Here is a 16,215-nt window from a genome sequence, read left to right as displayed (position 1 = left end):
ATGTCGGGTATTCCGCGAATTAAGGTTAACCACTTCCACACCTTCTACTATCAGTACGAGTTCTCGCTACTGGACTCATTAGAAGCACAACGTATACCTGCTCCCTATAACTGCCGCGGTGGATACTGCGGCTGTTGTAAGGTGCGCCTCATCGATGGTGAAGTTGAGGCTGTCCAAGATTCGCTTGTCGACTGTGCTGATGATGAAATACTGACCTGTTGCTGCCGTCCGAAAGGGCATATTGAGATTGAAATTCCTAAGGAAAATGGCGAATAAATTAAAGTCATTTTACGCTTGCAAATTGCACAAAATTAGGGCGTTCTAAAATTCTTTTGCACAGCAAGCAGTTCTTATCAAAATTTATTCCAAAAATTTATAACTATTTTTTTATTTTGATATTGACTAGTGTAAGTTATTGAATTTAAAAGGTATTTTTAATCAAGGTTAAAATTACACCAATTTGCTAAGGCGTACTAAATACGGGGCTTAGCGGCTTCAATCCAAAAACAATCCACCAAGTTATCCACAGATTCTGTGGGTAAGAAAAGTTTGGATTTTTACCTCTATTCTCCTTGACAGGTAGTTCCTATTTAGGAGAAGGAATTCTAGTGCTAAGGTTTATGTATGTCTGATAACAGAAGTAGCGCCATAGAAACAACAAAAGCTTGGGTCGATCGCTTTGTCGTGGCGCTCAATCTCTGTCCCTTTGCGAAGCATCCGCTTGATCAAGGTAAGGTCCGTTTTGTTGAGTATACAGGTAAAGACCTTGCACAACTGAGTCAGACTCTTCTGGATGAGATAGAGCAGTTAGACCGTTCTGAAGCGATAGAGACCACCTTGTTGGTCGTACCTGAAATGCTCCATGATTTTGAGGAGTACCTCGACTATTTAGCAGGGGTAGAGATGTTGATGGATGAGCTTGGATATACAGGAACCTATCAAATCGCAGGGTTCCACCCAGATTACGTTTTCGAAGGTGTTGCTCCTTTTGATCCCGCCAACCACACCAATCGCTCACCCCATCCCATGCTCCACATTATTCGAGAAGCGAGTGTCGCTTGGGCAATCGAAACCCACCCCGATATCGATGCAATCCCAGAGCGCAATGTCGAGCTGCTGCGCGAAATGGGGGTGAAGGGGATTATTGAACAGATCTCTGGAAAACACTGAAACGGCGGATGTCAGGCTGAAGCCTGACACCGGTGCGTTGATCTAGCTACGAAGTGTGGGTGACAGGCTTTCAGCCTGTCATCCGCTACCAAATTACACTCCGGAATCTAATCGCGGCTTCGCCTCTGGCGAATGCGCTCCTACGCGACCTTGGAAATACGCCGTAGGAGCGCATTGCCGCAATCTTTAAACCCGCGCCAATCCCAATTTTCAGACAATAAAAAACCCGGCCAAGGCCGGGTTTTCTGTGATCAAACAGTTAAGCGATTAAGCTTCAACTGTTGGGATTACTGACGATGCTTTAGCAACGTAGTTGTCCATCTGATCGAAGTTTAGGTAGCGGTAGATGTCGCCAGCCATGCTGTCGATCTTCTGTGCGTACTCCATGTACTCAGCAACGGTTGGTAGTTTACCTTCCAGAGCTGCTACTGCTGCAAGTTCAGCAGACGCTAGGAATACATCCGCACCATCACCTAGACGGTTAGGGAAGTTACGAGTCGATGTAGATACTACAGTCGATTTAGCTGCAACGCGTGCCTGGTTACCCATACATAGTGAACAGCCTGGCATCTCCATACGTGCACCGGCTTTACCGAATACGTTGTAGTAGCCTTCGTCGCTTAGCTGAGCTGCATCCATCTTAGTAGGTGGCGCAATCCACATGCGAGTAGGGATAGACTTACCAGAAGCTTCTAGAAGTTTACCCGCTGCACGGAAGTGACCGATGTTGGTCATACAAGAACCGATGAATACTTCATTGATCGCAGCGCCCTGTACGTCAGAAAGAAGACGAGCATCATCTGGATCGTTTGGAGCACATAGGATTGGCTCTTTAATATCTGCAAGATCGATTTCGATAACTGCAGCGTATTCAGCATCCGCATCAGCACGCATTAGGCTTGGGTTAGCTAGCCACTCTTCCATGCCTTTGATACGACGTGAGATAGTACGCACATCACCGTAACCTTCAGCAAGCATCCACTTAAGCATCACGATGTTAGAACGTAGGTACTCAGCAACTGAATCTTCACCTAGAGTGATTGTACAGCCTGCTGCTGAACGCTCTGCAGATGCGTCAGATAGTTCGAACGCCTGCTCAACAGTAAGATCTTCAAGACCTTCGATCTCAAGTACGCGACCAGAGAAGATATTCTTCTTGCCAGCTTTGGCCACAGTTAGGTGACCTGCTTTGATTGCGTAGTAAGGGATTGCGTGTACTAGGTCACGTAGAGTGATACCTGCGTTACGCTTACCTTTGAATCGTACAAGTACAGACTCAGGCATATCCAGTGGCATTACGCCAGTTGCAGCAGCGAATGCTACAAGGCCAGAACCTGCTGGGAATGAGATGCCTAGTGGGAAACGTGTATGCGAGTCACCGCCAGTACCTACAGTATCTGGAAGAAGCATACGGTTTAGCCAAGAGTGGATTACACCGTCACCTGGACGTAGAGATACACCGCCACGGTTCATGATGAAATCAGGAAGCGTGTGGTGAGTGTTAACGTCAACTGGTTTAGGGTAAGCCGCAGTGTGACAGAATGACTGCATTACTAGGTCAGCAGAGAAGCCAAGACACGCAAGGTCTTTAAGCTCGTCACGCGTCATAGGACCAGTAGTATCCTGTGAGCCAACAGTCGTCATCTTAGGTTCGCAGTACATGCCTGGACGAACGCCATCCATGCCACATGCTTTACCAACCATCTTCTGAGCAAGTGAGTAACCCTTGCCAGTGTCAGCAGGCTGCTGTGGTTTGCGGAATAGGTCAGATGCACCAAGACCAAGAGCTTCACGCGCTTTCTCAGTTAGGCCGCGACCGATGATTAGAGGGATACGGCCACCTGCGCGTACTTCGTCGATAAGAACCTGAGTCTTAAGTTCGAATTCGCTGATAACTTCTTCAGTACCGTGACGCTTAACTTTACCTTCGTATGGGAATACGTCGATTACGTCGCCCATCTCTAGCTTATCAACTGGCATCTCGATAGGTAGTGCGCCCGCATCTTCCATTGTGTTGTAGAAAATAGGTGCGATCTTACCGCCGAAACAGTAACCGCCAGCACGTTTGTTAGGAACGTTCGGGATATCATCACCGAAGAACCAAAGAACAGAGTTTGTTGCAGACTTACGTGAAGAGCCTGTACCAACAACGTCACCTACGTAAGCAACTGGGAAACCTTTCGCTTTCACTTCTTCGATCTGAGCAAGTGGGCCTTTAACACCTGGTTCTTCAGGGTTGATGCCTTCGCGCTCCATCTTAAGCATTGCGTTAGCGTGTAGAGGAATATCTGGACGAGACCATGCATCTGGAGCAGGTGATAGGTCATCAGTGTTTGTTTCGCCAGGTACCTTGAAAACAGTGACAGTGATCTTGTCAGCAAGAGCTGGCTTAGAGGTGAACCATTCACCAGCAGCCCAAGATTCCATAACCTGTTTAGCAGCGGCGTTGCCTGCATCCATCTTCTCTTTAACATCATGGAATGCGTCAAACATTAGAAGTGTGTTTGATAGGCCTTTAGCAGCAACTGGAGCTAGTGCAGCGTTATCAAGACAAGCGATCATTGGCTCGATGTTGTAACCGCCAAGCATTGTGCCCAGTAGTTCAACTGCGTGCTCTGCAGAGATAAGAGGTGAGCTTGCTTCGCCTGTAGTAATTGCAGCTAGGAAGCCAGCTTTAACATACGCAGCCTGGTCTACACCCGCTGGTACGCGGTTTGTGATGAGGTCGAGTAGGAATTCTTCTTCACCTGCTGGTGGGTTCTTAAGCAGTTCAACCAGCGCGCTAGTCTGATCAGCGTCTAGTGGTTTTGGTGGTACACCTTCTGCGGCACGTTCTGCAACGTGTTTACGGTAAGCTTCAAGCACAGTATTGCCCTCATCAATAACTACACCCAATTCCTTTTGAGAAGAGGGCCGATACCCCAAATGGATATCGATGGTTTTTTAAAAAATCGGGCGCAATTTTACCGCAGTTGCACAAACAAGTTAATCGCTCTAAGCATTAAATAGACTTATACTTTGGCCGCGATAGAACCATTTATTACACCTCTAAAATTATAAATTATAAAAAGCCCAAATATTCGGCTTGCTAGGATGATCCTGCACCTATCTCCCGTTATAATGCGCCGCAATCTTGGTGTGTATGGAGTGAGCTGTTGTGGATGTATTAGCTGAAATTCAAGCGTTTTTGGGTTGTGAGACCCCTGAAAGCTGGATTGATATGGCGAAGGATCCAGTTCAGTTGCAACTGCTGCTTACAGACCATGCGCACTGTGAGAAGAAGGCGGCCTCTACAGCAATGACTCTGATGTTTCGCTACGTCGATCATCTAGATCTTCTCGATAAGATGTCGCGCCTTGCTCGTGAAGAGCTTGTGCACTTTGAGAAGGTGCTTGGCATTATGAAGCGCCGCAAGCTCAGATATGGATCCTTAAGTGCTTCACGTTACGCCGGCGGCATGCATACGTTGGTTAGACGTGATGAGCCGGATCGATTGATAGATACCCTTATCGTAGGCGCATTTATTGAAGCGCGCTCTTGTGAGCGTTTCGCTAAGCTTGCTCCCTATTTAGATGAGGAGCTACAGAAGTTCTACCTCTCTCTGCTCAAATCAGAGGGGCGTCACTATCAGGATTACCTGCATCTAGCGCAAAGCAATGCAAGCTGCTCGATTGAAGATCGAATTGCGCTATTTAGAAAACGTGAAAATGAGTTGGTGTTGGAGGAGGATTCTGAGTTTAGGTTCCACTCAGGTGCGCCAGCGCAATCACTTTTGGCAAAAGCGAGCTAGCCACTGATCCCATAAGGGCTAGTTGAAATTTTTTGATGGCTTGAACTTGATCAGTTCCAGTTGCTGATCGTCACTTAGTAGATACCAGCCAGACTCTGACCAGTCGCCAAGGACTATTCGTTTCAACTCTTCATTACCATTGATATCGCCATGAACAGCGGGGCGGTGTGTATGTCCGTGTATTAAAAGGCTACACTGTTTTTCTTTAACAACTTCTGCACAATAACAAGGGCTTACATCCATAATGTAATCTTCTTTATTGCTATTTTGTTTACCGCTTTCATCCCGTAAATGACGAGCGATCGCTTGTCGTTCATCAAGTGATTTGGCTAGAAATTGCTGTTGCCAATCGGTGTTACGAACCATCTTTCTGAAGGCTTGATAGTCGTGATCATCAATGCAGAACTGATCGCCATGTGCGATAAGCGCATCGCCCTGAGGAAGGGTGATTGTAACTAGTTCGTCTAGCAGAGTTGCACTGAGCAGTTTTGCAGTTTTCTCGCCAACCAGGAAGTCGCGATTGCCGGCTTGAAAGAAGATTGCAGTGCCTTGTTTGGCAAGTTCGGTAAAGAGAGGGGATATCTCATTGAGTGTTGGATCTATTGCGTCGTCACCAATCCAAGCTTCAAAGATGTCGCCAAGCAGATAGAGCTCATCACTGCCTGGCGCTACTTCGGATAGAAAGAAGCGGAGCGCTCGGGTGATCTCCGGGCGCTCGCTCTGCAGATGCAGATCCGAAATAAAGAGTCGTTTCAAGCGTTACGCCACGATTTCTGCTGATTCGATGATCACATCTTCAGCAGGAACATCCTGGTGACCCGCTTTCATAGTGGTTGAAACACCTTTGATCTTATCAACGACATCAGTACCCTCAACGACACGGCCGAATACAGCGTAACCCCAGCCCTGGGTGTTTTTGCCAGAGTGATCTAGGAATGCGTTATCCGCAACGTTGATGAAAAACTGAGCAGATGCTGAGTGAGGATCCATAGTGCGCGCCATTGCAACTGTGTATTTTTCGTTGCTAAGGCCATTATCCGCTTCGTTCTCAATCGACTCGCGAGTGGTCTTCTGGTGCATGCCTGGCTCAAAACCACCGCCCTGAATCATGAAGTTATTGATAACGCGGTGGAAAATAACGCCATCGTAAAAACCCTCTTTAACATACTGCTCAAAGTTAGCAGCTGTTTTAGGTGCTTTCTCGTGGTCTAGTTCAAGTTTGATGTCGCCATGGTTGGTGTGCAGAACGATCATTGCGTCTTATCCCTTATTTCATTTGAATTTAGCGCAGTATATCAATCAATTGCCCTGTATTGCAGGTGCGTATTCACATATAATCTTGCGTCACAATTTTTGGTCAAAGCTGCTCTATAGAGAGCAGCTCCATAATGACCTTCATGAATTCTCGGTTTAAGAAGAGTTATGAGTAAGAACGAAGCTGCAACAGTTACAAACTTTATCCATCAGATCGTTGAGAAGGATCTAGAGCAGGGTACCCATGCAGGTCAGGTAATGACCCGTTTCCCGCCAGAGCCAAACGGTTTTCTCCACATAGGTCATGCAAAGTCGATCTGTCTGAACTTCGGTACTGCTGAAAAGTACCAAGGTGTTTGTAACCTGCGTTTCGACGACACCAACCCTGAGAAAGAGTCGCAAGAGTATATCGATGCGATTGTTCGTGATGTTGAGTGGCTAGGCTTTAAATGGGCTGGTGATATCCGTTACACCTCAGACTACTTCCAACAGCTGTTCGATTGGGCGGTTTACCTAATTAAAGAGGGTAAGGCGTTTGTTTGTGAGCTATCGCCTGAAGAGATGCGTGCCTACCGTGGCAACCTAACGGAGCCTGGCAAAAACAGCCCATTCCGTGACCGTTCTGTTGACGAGAACCTGGCGGCATTTGAAAAGATGCGCGCGGGTGGCTACGAAGAGGGCACCGCCGCACTTCGTGTGAAGATCGACATGGCGTCACCTAACATGAATATGCGTGACCCAGTGATCTACCGTGTTCGTAAGGCTCACCACCACCAGACTGGTGATCAGTGGTGTATCTACCCAAGCTACGACTACGCTCACGGTCAGTCTGATGCAATCGAAGGTATTACCCATTCTATATGTACACTAGAGTTTGAAGATCACCGTCCACTCTACGACTGGTTCATCGAAAACCTTCCAGTGCCAGCTAAGCCACGCCAGTACGAATTTGCACGCCTAAACCTAAACTACACAATTACCAGTAAGCGTAAGCTGAAGCAGTTGGTAGATGAAGCGCACGTCTCTGGTTGGGATGATCCGCGTATGCCTACTGTTTCGGGTCTACGCCGTCGTGGCTATACACCGCAATCGATTCGTAACTTCTGTGACATGATCGGGGTTACTCGTTCTAACTCAACTGTTGATATGAGTATGTTAGAAGCTGCGATTCGTGATGATCTCGACTCTGCATCACCTCGCGCGATGTGTGTTATCGATCCTATCAAATTGACGATCAGTAACTTTGATGAGTCTGCTGAAGAGTGGTTTGAAGTCCCAATGCATCCAAAAGATGAGAGCATGGGAACGCGTCGCATTCCTTTTACTAAAAACCTTCTGATAGAGCGCGAAGATTTCGCTATGGAAGCGCCTAAGAAGTGGAAACGCCTTGCGCCAAACCAGGCTGTTCGTCTGCGTGGTGCATACTGTGTAACCTGCCAAGAGGTTATCACGGATGCTAACGGTGAAGTGGTTGAGTTGATCTGTACCTACGACCCAGCTACTAAAGGCGAGAACCCAACAGATTACAAACCAAACGGTGTTGTGCACTGGGTGAGCGCAGATAACTCTGTTCCTTGTGAAGTTCGACTATATGATCGTCTCTTCACTGAAGCGAATCCGGAAGCGGATAAAGAGCGTGAGTTCCTCGACTTTATCAACCCAGAGTCTCTAACGCTTATGCCAAATGCGCGCATTGAAGTGGGTATGGCTCAGGCCGCTGTCGAGTCGCGTTACCAGTTCGAGCGTCAGGGATACTTCTGCGTAGATTCGGACTCTAACGCTGATCGCCTTGTATTCAACCGTACTGTGGGTCTGCGTGACTCATGGGCAAAAATTGCTAATAACTAAGCGATAGTTAGGGTCAGTATGTTTCAGCTTTACAACACACTATCTAAATCTAAGCAGCCTTTTACACCTATTCAGGCGGGTAAGATCCGCATGTATGTGTGTGGTGTGACCGTCTATGACTTCTGTCATATCGGCCACGCACGTGTGATGGTCTCGTTTGACCTTATTACCCGTTATCTGCGAGCTCGTGGTTGGGAAGTTGAGTATGTTCGAAACATCACAGATGTTGACGATAAGATTATTAAACGTGCGGCTGAGAATGGTGAGACCCCAGATCAACTTACCGCACGTATGATCGCAGCGATGCATGAAGATGAAGCAGCATTAGGTGTTTTACGCCCAGATCAAGAGCCGCGTGCTACCCATCACATAGATGATATCTTGGCGATGGTGCAGACACTGATTGATAAGGGCTATGCATACGCAGCGAGTAATGGCGATGTCTACTATCGTGTAGAGAAGTTTGAAGGCTACGGCAAACTGACCAATAAGGTGGTTGAAGAGCTTAAGTCAGGTGCTCGCGTCGAAGTTGAAACTGCGAAAGAGTCGCCCCTGGATTTCGTTTTGTGGAAGTCTGCAAAAGCGGGCGAGGTGAGCTGGGAGTCTCCTTGGGGTCCTGGTCGACCGGGTTGGCACATTGAGTGCTCTGCTATGTCTAAGTGTTGTCTCGGCGATACCTTCGATATTCATGGTGGTGGCCCTGATTTGCCATTCCCACACCACGAGAACGAAATAGCGCAATCAGAAGCGGCTAACGGTAAAGCCTTCGTCAATTACTGGATGCATGCAGGTCCTGTTCGTGTAAATCAGGAGAAGATGTCTAAATCCCTAGGTAACTTCTTCACCATTCGCGACGTATTAAAAGAACATAACCCTGAAGTGGTACGCTACTTCCTATCTAGCGTTCACTACCGCAGCCATATCGACTACTCAATCGATAGCCTTAAAGAGGCGCGTGCAGCACTGGATCGTTTCTATCAAGCACTTGATGGTGTTGAGATTGCCGATGTGGCTATTGCCGACAACGAATACGCTCAGCGCTTCTATGAGGCGATGGATGATGACTTCAATACACCACGCGCTTTTGCTGTGTTGTTCGAGATGGCATCAGAACTAAACCGCTTAAAAACGAAAGATATGGCAGCAGCAGAAGCTATGGCAGCGCAGATCAAAGCGCTAGCTGGAATTCTTGGTCTGCTGCAACAAGAGCCAAAGGCATTCTTACAGCAGGGTAATGCGGGTGAGATCACAGCTGAACAGGTTGAAGCGCTAATCGAAGAGCGTAAATCCGCACGCGCCAATAAAGATTTCGCACGCTCAGACGAAATTCGTGATAAGTTAGCTGCAGCGGGTGTAATCCTTAAAGATGGTCCAGAGGGGACTACCTGGTACAGGGAGGGGTAGTTCTTTCGCGGCTTACCGCTTCGCGGTAATGCGCTCCTACGGTGTTTTTCCAGAGTCGCGTAGGAGCGCATTCGCCAAAGGCGAAGCCGCGATCTTGTTTATAGCGTAATTACTCAAGCATCCTGCCTTCGCCCTTCGGGCCAGCTGAAGCTGTTCAAAACTGATCCAGTCAGTTTTGTACAAAGCGGATGACAGGCTGAAAGCCGGTCACCGCGACTCCGTAGCGAATTCGACACTCCGGTGACAGGCCTTTAGCCTGTCATCCGCCATCCCACCGTCTTCCAGAGACTCCTGTAAAGCCCGCCAATTTACCGGTTTCTGATCAACTATTAACCAAACCCAAAAAAAATTATCAAAAAAGTAAAGTAGGGTATTGACCCTCTGCAGGTCAGGTCGTAGGATACGCACCTCTTCAGCAAGCAGCCTTATTTATAAGTGTTTGCAGTTGTCTGAGGAGTCGGGCAGCTCTGAAGCGCCCGTAGCTCAATTGGATAGAGCAACGGCCTTCTAAGCCGTAGGTTGCAGGTTCGAACCCTGCCGGGTGCGCCAGCTCTCTGTCCGATGAGAAGACAAATTATGGTGGGCGTAGCTCAGTTGGTAGAGCCCCGGATTGTGATTCCGGTGGTCGTGGGTTCGAGCCCCATCGTCCACCCCATTTGTCTTGAGCAAAGAAACATGCGGACGTGGCGGAATTGGTAGACGCACTGGATTTAGGTTCCAGCGCCGCGAGGTGTGAGAGTTCGAGTCTCTCCGTCCGCACCACTTTGTGGGGTATGTTTCTGAGCTATGTGTTGTAAGTATGTGCGGACGTGGCGGAATTGGTAGACGCACTGGATTTAGGTTCCAGCGCCGCGAGGTGTGAGAGTTCGAGTCTCTCCGTCCGCACCATTACTTACTAAACACCCAGTGTTTTAACCCCCTGTTTTGACTCTGCACTGCATCCCCGTTCTGGGGATTTTTTGTTTCTAGCCATTTAATCTCCCCAAACTTCTCTTTTGACTCGCAGGTTAGGTCTCTTTACTTGACTATTGCGCTAAGTTACCGGAAAATTTCGCGCTTAAATTTTAAAGCGTTTGCTGACTCATTAAGTGGCTTTTACGGGTTACGACTTCAAGTCTGCAGCGATTAATAAACTCGAAACAATGAATGAGGAATTCCATGCAAGTTTCTGTTGAGACTACTTCAGGCCTTCAGCGCCAAATTACTGTAACTGTTCCGGCAGAACGTATTGACCAAGACGTGAACAAGCAGGTTGCACAGCAGGCACGTACTCGTCGTATGGATGGTTTCCGCCCAGGTAAAGTACCAGCGTCTGTTATCAAGCGTATGTACGGCGATGCGATTCGCTACGAAGTTCTAAACAAAGTTGTGCAAGAGACTTACTTCGAAGCGGTACAGAAAGAGTCGCTAATGCCAGCTGGTATGCCAAGCATTGAGTTCAAAAACGACAAAGAAGGCGAAGACTTCCAGTACGTTGCAACGTTTGATGTTTACCCAGAGATCGAACTGAAAGATCTTAAAGGTGTAACTGTTGAGAAACCAACTGCTTCTATCAAAGCAGCTGACGTTAAAAACATGATCGACACTCTTCGCAAGCAGCAGGGTACGTTCAAAGCGACTCGTGGCATGGCTAAAGAGGGTATGCAGGTTAACATCGATTTCGAAGGTTTCGTTGATGGTGAAGCGTTCGAAGGCGGTAAAGCTGAAGGTCAGGACCTTGTTCTTGGTTCAGGCAGCATGATTCCTGGTTTTGAAGATGGCATCGTTGGTAAGAAGAAGGGTGAAGAGTTCGATATCGAAGTGACTTTCCCTGAAGAGTACCACGCTGAAAACCTTAAAGGTAAAGCGGCTACATTCAAGATCAAACTTAACGAAGTGTCTAAGCAGGAACTACCAGAGCTTAACGAAGAGTTCTTCTCTAAGTTTGGCGTAGAGAGCGCAGACGAAGAGAGCTTCAAAGCTGAAGTTGAAAAGAACATGGCTCGTGAGATGAACCACGCTCTTAAAACTAAAGTTAAGACTGCAGTGTTCGATGCACTGATCGCTCAGAACGAAATCACCGTACCAGAAGCTATGATTGACGATGAGATCAACAACCTTCGTCAGCAGGCAGTACAGCAGTTCGGCGGCAACGCTAAGATCGATCCAAATACGCTTCCTAAAGAGCTATTTGAAGAGCAGGCTAAGCGTCGTGTAACTGTAGGCCTTCTAGTTCAGGAAGTGATCAAAGCGGGTGCTTTGGAAGCTGATGATTCGCGTGTTGATGCAATGCTTGCAGAGATCGCAGACAGCTACCAGGATGCTGATGAAGTGATCAACTACTACAAAGGCAACGAGCAGATGCTTAACCAGATCCGCAGCCTAGTACTTGAAGATCAGGTAGTTGACCACCTTCTTGCATCTGCTAAGGTGAAAGAAGTAAAAGTTAGCTACGAAGAAGCTATTCAGCCAGCTCAGCAGTAATTGTTGAGCACGAGATCTAATTAACGACCTAGTCATAATTAGTTAAATAGATCATCGACAAAAAACGGCAGTTAGCTTAGGCTGACTGTCGTTTTTTAGTTTTTAGCGTCTATAAAAGGAAATAGCTAGATGTCAGATATCTACACAGGCCGCAGCGATGAGATTGTGAATAGCGGTTTGGTACCGATGGTTGTTGAGCAGAGTTCACGTGGTGAGCGTGCTTATGATATCTATTCACGCCTGCTGAAAGAGCGTGTCATTTTTATGGTAGGTCCTGTTGAAGATCACATGGCCAACCTTATTGTTGCGCAGATGTTGTTCTTAGAGGCAGAGAATCCAGATAAGGATATCCACCTCTACATCAACTCACCAGGCGGTTCAGTGACTGCCGGCATGGCGATCTACGATACGATGCAGTTTATCAAGCCTGACGTGAGCACTATGGTGTTGGGTCAAGCTGCCAGCATGGGCTCATTCCTTGCTATGGCAGGTGCTAAGGGTAAACGCTTCTTGTTACCTGAATCGCGTACCATGATTCACCGTGTGAGCTCTGGTACCCCAGGTACTCGCGGTTCAGTCCATGTGCAAGAGCTTGAGTTTGAAGATGCTCGTCGTCACATGGAAGAGGCTAAGCGTCTTAACGATCGTCTGACAGAGATCTACGCAGAGCGTAACACTGCTGGTAAATCGTACGATGAGCTCTACGAGATCATGAAGCACGATACCTTCCTATCAGCGACCCAAGCTGTTGAGTTTGGTCTTGCTGATAAAGTGCTTTCAAGCCGTAACGAAGCCTAACGAAATTTTAATGCGGTCCGTTAGCGGCCGCACTCCTTAGCTGAGAAGCTAAAGCGATTAAGAGGAAATCGGATGTCTGAAGAGAACAACGATCAGAACGACAGCAAGCTCTACTGTTCATTTTGTGGCAAAAGCCAAGATGAAGTACGCAAGCTGATTGCTGGTCCTTCAGTATTTATCTGTGATGAGTGTGTCGACCTATGTAACGACATCATCACCGAAGAGCTTACCGAAGTGGAAGAGGCGGGCGATGATGAGCACCTTCCTGTTCCGAGTGAGATTAAAGCGAACCTAGATGACTATGTAATCGGCCAAGAGCGCGCTAAGCGTGTTCTTGCAGTCGCTGTTTACAACCACTACAAGCGCCTACGTTACAAAGGTAAAGCGGGTGCGGATGTTGAGCTTAGCAAATCGAACATATTGCTAATCGGCCCAACAGGTAGCGGTAAGACCCTGCTAGCGCAGAGTCTGGCTCGTATGCTCAATGTACCCTTTACTATGGCTGATGCTACGACACTTACAGAAGCTGGCTACGTAGGGGAAGATGTTGAGAATATCATTCAGAAGCTTTTGCAGAAGTGTGATTACGACGTCGAGAAAGCGCAGATAGGTATCGTCTACATCGATGAGATCGATAAGATCTCTCGTAAGTCAGATAATCCATCAATTACTCGCGATGTATCGGGTGAAGGCGTTCAGCAGGCATTGTTGAAGCTTATAGAGGGTACTGTTGCCTCTGTGCCGCCACAGGGTGGCCGTAAACATCCGCAACAGGAGTTTTTACAGGTAGACACCTCAAACATCCTGTTCATCGTTGGTGGTGCCTTTGCGGGCCTAGAGAAGGTAATTGCAGAGCGTAGCGAGAAGAGCTCAATTGGCTTCAGCGCAACTGTTCGCAGTAAAGATGATGAGAAGGGTGTCGAGCGTCTCCATGAGGTGGAAGCTGAAGATCTAGTGAAGTTTGGTTTGATCCCAGAGTTCATTGGTCGTCTACCGATGATTGCTACACTTTCTGAACTTGATAAAGATGCGTTGATTCAGATTCTAACTGAACCTAAAAACAGCCTTGTTAAACAGTACAAAGCGCTGTTTGAGATGGAAGGTGTTGAAGTTGAGTTCCGTGAAGATGCACTTGTAGCAGTTGCAGAGCAAGCTCTAGAGCGCCACACAGGTGCTCGTGGTCTTCGCTCTATTCTTGAATCGAAGCTACTCGAGATCATGTACGACCTACCATCACTTGAGGGTGTGGGTAAGGTAGTGATCGATCGCGGAGTGATCGAGCACAACGGCGATCCGATTCTCATCTATGAGAACGAGCAGTTAGCCAAAGCTTCTGCAGACGAGTGATAGCTCCTTGAATGAAAAAGACCGCCTTGGCGGTTTTTTTTTCGCGGCTTCGCTTTCAGCGAATGCGCTCCTACTTCGCACTATGTAGATATTCCCGTAGGAGCGCATTCACGCTTTGCGGGAAGCCGCGAAAGAACCGTGCAACGGTTCGCCAATTTAAACCTCGTGCCAAATCTTGTTTTTATATTTCGCGGCTTCGCTTTCAGCGAATGCGCTCCTACGCAACGACGATCAAGCAACCCGCATCCGTCGTGCTCTGCGCTTCGTGCTTCGCCCACCAACAACCTTCGGTGTCCTGGGATGTGGTGGCTCCTCTTCAGCGAGTTTGCGAGTTAAGTAGTCTAGGATAACAGGCGTGGTATCTCCGAGTAGGGAGTTGATACCTTGGGATCCGAACATACGGTTAAACTCTAAGATGTACGGGTAGTTATCGACCATGGCGATATCAAATCCCGCATGGTCTATCCCAAGTGTAGTAGCAACCTTGGTGACCAGCTCGGCAGCCGCTTGTGGAATTGGCCCTGGCATAACCTGACCACCCTGAGCCACGTTGTTGTGGAATCCATTCGAGGATTGCAGGCGCCAATAACCACCCACGATCTTGTCACCTATCCAGACGATTCGCATATCGCGATCTATGGGTAGGTACTCCTGGACATAGATAACATCGGTTAGTTCAAGGTACTTAAGCCAGTCAGAGCGCTGCTCAATCAGAAAGACCCCTTCGCCCATGCTCGATTTTGGAATCTTGGCTACAAAAGGGATCGGCATTTGGTCCCAAGCTGATTCAGCGTGACTGGGTGTGTTCGAGAGGATGATAGTCCATGGAGTGTTTTCCGGCACCACCGCTTCAAAGGCACGGGTCATCTCTATCTTATTGTGCCCAATGAGATAGGTTGGCAGGGAGGGGAAGATGCGTGCCTTTAAACCAAAGGTGAGCATATTGATCTGCCAGAACTCAGGGTAGAGCACCCATTCTGCTTCACTGATCTCTTGCTTATGCAATATCGCCTGGCTCGGTTTGAGCGGCGTATGGGGTGGAAAATGTAAAGTACGCAGAGGATCGAAGGAGATCAGACGCATTTAGTGTGACTACATAGACTAGTTGCGCGCGATTATATGCCTGCGCTCAGCTGCCGAGAATGGGGCGGATCGATGATATTTTTTTATCGATCGATTCAATTTTCGCGGCTTCGCCTCTGGCGAAGGCACTCCTACATGCGGACGTTATCGGATCTCCAGTAGGAGCGCATTCCGGCTTTGTCGGAAGCCGCGAAAGAACCGTGAAACGGTTCGCTTATTCAAAACCTCGTGCCAGGGCTTGTTCTATTTTTCGCGGCTTCGCTTACAGCGAATGCGCTCCTACACATGATCACGCGTAAACACCCAGTTATCACCAGAAGAGAGGGATTCGTTATAGGCATACCCTTCATAGTCAAAATCTTTCAACTGCTCTGGGTTGTTGATACGGTTTTTGATGATGTAGCGCGTCATTAGGCCGCGTGCCTTTTTAGCGTAAAAGCTAATGATCTTATACTGGCCATTCTTAAGATCTTTGAACTCTGGATTGATAACCCGAGCATTTAGATTCTTTGGTTGTACCGATTTAAAGTACTCATTAGATGCTAGGTTAATCAGTACTGGTGTCTCTTCTGATTGAAGCTCGCTATTAAGGCGCTCTGTAATGGTGCTGCCCCAGTAGTGGTAGAGGTTTGCGCCTTTCGCATTTTTGAGCTTAGTGCCCATTTCAAGACGGTAAGGCTGCATCAGATCGAGGGGCTTAAGTAGGGCATAGAGTCCAGAAAGAATACGAAGATGATTCTGGGCAAATTCAAAATCTGCCTCTTCAAACTCTTCAGCATTAAGTCCTGTGTAGACATCGCCTTTAAATGCCAGCACAGCCTGACGCGCATTATCAACATCATGTGCTTGGCTCCAACTCTGGTAGCGCGCCACATTGAGTGCCGATAGCTTATCGCTTAGGTGCATAAGGTCGGCAATATCCTGAGGGGCGAACTCTCGCAACTGATCAATCAACCCCTGCGCATCCGCTGTAAACTCGGGTTGCGTGAACTGTTTAGTGGCTAATGGGGTCTCATAATCGAGTGTTTTAGCGGGTGAAATAACAACTAACATCTAAC

General features: G+C 47.8%; 13 protein-coding genes and 4 tRNA genes. 12 read left to right on the top strand and 5 right to left on the bottom strand.

Annotation, left to right across the window (positions count from 1 at the left end):
- Positions 1-276, top strand: a complete 276-nt coding sequence (gene yfaE / locus HH196_RS03700) for a class I ribonucleotide reductase maintenance protein YfaE (protein WP_169450727.1) — start codon at positions 1-3, stop codon at positions 274-276.
- A 348-nt stretch (positions 277-624) separates the two neighbouring features.
- Complete coding sequence (locus HH196_RS03695) at positions 625-1,170, top strand: DUF1415 domain-containing protein (RefSeq protein WP_169450726.1); 546 nt, start codon at positions 625-627, stop codon at positions 1,168-1,170.
- A 267-nt stretch (positions 1,171-1,437) separates the two neighbouring features.
- On the opposite strand, the gene acnB is transcribed toward HH196_RS03695, so the two are convergent.
- Positions 1,438-4,035 (bottom strand): bifunctional aconitate hydratase 2/2-methylisocitrate dehydratase, encoded by a 2,598-nt coding sequence (acnB, locus tag HH196_RS03690; RefSeq protein WP_169452299.1) that lies wholly within the window; start codon positions 4,033-4,035, stop codon positions 1,438-1,440.
- A 292-nt stretch (positions 4,036-4,327) separates the two neighbouring features.
- On the opposite strand from acnB, the gene HH196_RS03685 reads away from it, so the two are divergent.
- Positions 4,328-4,960 (top strand): tRNA-(ms[2]io[6]A)-hydroxylase, encoded by a 633-nt coding sequence (locus HH196_RS03685; protein ID WP_169450725.1) that lies wholly within the window; start codon positions 4,328-4,330, stop codon positions 4,958-4,960.
- Positions 4,961-4,978: 18 nt separating this feature from the next.
- Here HH196_RS03685 and HH196_RS03680 read toward each other — a convergent pair whose 3' ends face one another.
- Both HH196_RS03680 and HH196_RS03675 read right to left on the bottom strand, forming a co-directional pair.
- Complete coding sequence (locus tag HH196_RS03680; RefSeq protein WP_169450724.1) at positions 4,979-5,716, bottom strand: UDP-2,3-diacylglucosamine diphosphatase; 738 nt, start codon at positions 5,714-5,716, stop codon at positions 4,979-4,981.
- A gap of 3 nt (positions 5,717-5,719) precedes the next feature.
- Positions 5,720-6,214, bottom strand: a complete 495-nt coding sequence (locus HH196_RS03675; RefSeq protein WP_169450723.1) for a peptidylprolyl isomerase — start codon at positions 6,212-6,214, stop codon at positions 5,720-5,722.
- 168 nt (positions 6,215-6,382) lie between these two features.
- Here HH196_RS03675 and HH196_RS03670 point away from each other — a divergent pair, with 168 nt between their 5' ends.
- The 9 genes from HH196_RS03670 (at position 6,383) to clpX (ending at position 14,074) form a co-directional block, all read left to right on the top strand.
- Positions 6,383-8,062 carry a glutamine--tRNA ligase/YqeY domain fusion protein gene (locus HH196_RS03670; protein ID WP_169450722.1) on the top strand — a complete coding sequence of 560 codons (1,680 nt, stop codon included), beginning with the start codon at positions 6,383-6,385 and terminating at the stop codon, positions 8,060-8,062.
- Between the two features lie 18 nt (positions 8,063-8,080).
- Complete coding sequence (gene cysS / locus HH196_RS03665; protein WP_169450721.1) at positions 8,081-9,466, top strand: cysteine--tRNA ligase; 1,386 nt, start codon at positions 8,081-8,083, stop codon at positions 9,464-9,466.
- Between the two features lie 472 nt (positions 9,467-9,938).
- Positions 9,939-10,015 (top strand) — tRNA-Arg (locus HH196_RS03660).
- A 30-nt stretch (positions 10,016-10,045) separates the two neighbouring features.
- Positions 10,046-10,121, top strand: a tRNA-His gene (locus HH196_RS03655).
- 22 nt (positions 10,122-10,143) lie between these two features.
- Positions 10,144-10,228 (top strand) — tRNA-Leu (locus HH196_RS03650).
- A 41-nt stretch (positions 10,229-10,269) separates the two neighbouring features.
- Positions 10,270-10,354: transfer RNA gene (locus HH196_RS03645), tRNA-Leu, on the top strand.
- 270 nt (positions 10,355-10,624) lie between these two features.
- Positions 10,625-11,929 carry a trigger factor gene (gene tig / locus HH196_RS03640; protein ID WP_169450720.1) on the top strand — a complete coding sequence of 435 codons (1,305 nt, stop codon included), beginning with the start codon at positions 10,625-10,627 and terminating at the stop codon, positions 11,927-11,929.
- 129 nt (positions 11,930-12,058) lie between these two features.
- Positions 12,059-12,727 (top strand): ATP-dependent Clp protease proteolytic subunit, encoded by a 669-nt coding sequence (locus HH196_RS03635; RefSeq protein WP_169450719.1) that lies wholly within the window; start codon positions 12,059-12,061, stop codon positions 12,725-12,727.
- Positions 12,728-12,799: 72 nt separating this feature from the next.
- Positions 12,800-14,074: an ATP-dependent Clp protease ATP-binding subunit ClpX gene (gene clpX, locus HH196_RS03630; protein ID WP_169450718.1), complete on the top strand. Its 1,275-nt coding sequence runs from the start codon at positions 12,800-12,802 to the stop codon at positions 14,072-14,074.
- Between the two features lie 231 nt (positions 14,075-14,305).
- On the opposite strand, the gene HH196_RS03625 is transcribed toward clpX, so the two are convergent.
- The gene (locus HH196_RS03625; RefSeq protein ID WP_169450717.1) at positions 14,306-15,157 is read right to left on the bottom strand and encodes a RimK family alpha-L-glutamate ligase; all 852 of its coding nucleotides are present in this window, start codon (positions 15,155-15,157) and stop codon (positions 14,306-14,308) included.
- A gap of 279 nt (positions 15,158-15,436) precedes the next feature.
- Positions 15,437-16,210 carry a peroxide stress protein YaaA gene (yaaA, locus tag HH196_RS03620; RefSeq protein WP_169450716.1) on the bottom strand — a complete coding sequence of 258 codons (774 nt, stop codon included), beginning with the start codon at positions 16,208-16,210 and terminating at the stop codon, positions 15,437-15,439.
- Positions 16,211-16,215 lie beyond the last annotated feature (5 nt).

Origin of the sequence: Marinobacterium sp. LSUCC0821, from assembly GCF_012848475.1 — a bacterium.
GTDB lineage: Bacteria > Pseudomonadota > Gammaproteobacteria > Pseudomonadales > Balneatricaceae > Marinobacterium_E.
Note: the sequence above shows the minus strand (reverse complement) of the source record. Positions and strands in the feature narration are given on the sequence as shown.

Coding starts and splice junctions, on each gene's coding strand:
- HH196_RS03675 (WP_169450723.1), bottom strand. CDS start 6,214: ATGATCGTTCTGCACACCAACCATGGCGACATCAAACTTGAACTAGAC.
- cysS (WP_169450721.1), top strand. CDS start 8,081: ATGTTTCAGCTTTACAACACACTATCTAAATCTAAGCAGCCTTTTACA.
- HH196_RS03695 (WP_169450726.1), top strand. CDS start 625: ATGTCTGATAACAGAAGTAGCGCCATAGAAACAACAAAAGCTTGGGTC.
- clpX (WP_169450718.1), top strand. CDS start 12,800: ATGTCTGAAGAGAACAACGATCAGAACGACAGCAAGCTCTACTGTTCA.
- HH196_RS03625 (WP_169450717.1), bottom strand. CDS start 15,157: ATGCGTCTGATCTCCTTCGATCCTCTGCGTACTTTACATTTTCCACCC.
- HH196_RS03635 (WP_169450719.1), top strand. CDS start 12,059: ATGTCAGATATCTACACAGGCCGCAGCGATGAGATTGTGAATAGCGGT.
- yfaE (WP_169450727.1), top strand. CDS start 1: ATGTCGGGTATTCCGCGAATTAAGGTTAACCACTTCCACACCTTCTAC.
- tig (WP_169450720.1), top strand. CDS start 10,625: ATGCAAGTTTCTGTTGAGACTACTTCAGGCCTTCAGCGCCAAATTACT.
- HH196_RS03670 (WP_169450722.1), top strand. CDS start 6,383: ATGAGTAAGAACGAAGCTGCAACAGTTACAAACTTTATCCATCAGATC.
- yaaA (WP_169450716.1), bottom strand. CDS start 16,210: ATGTTAGTTGTTATTTCACCCGCTAAAACACTCGATTATGAGACCCCA.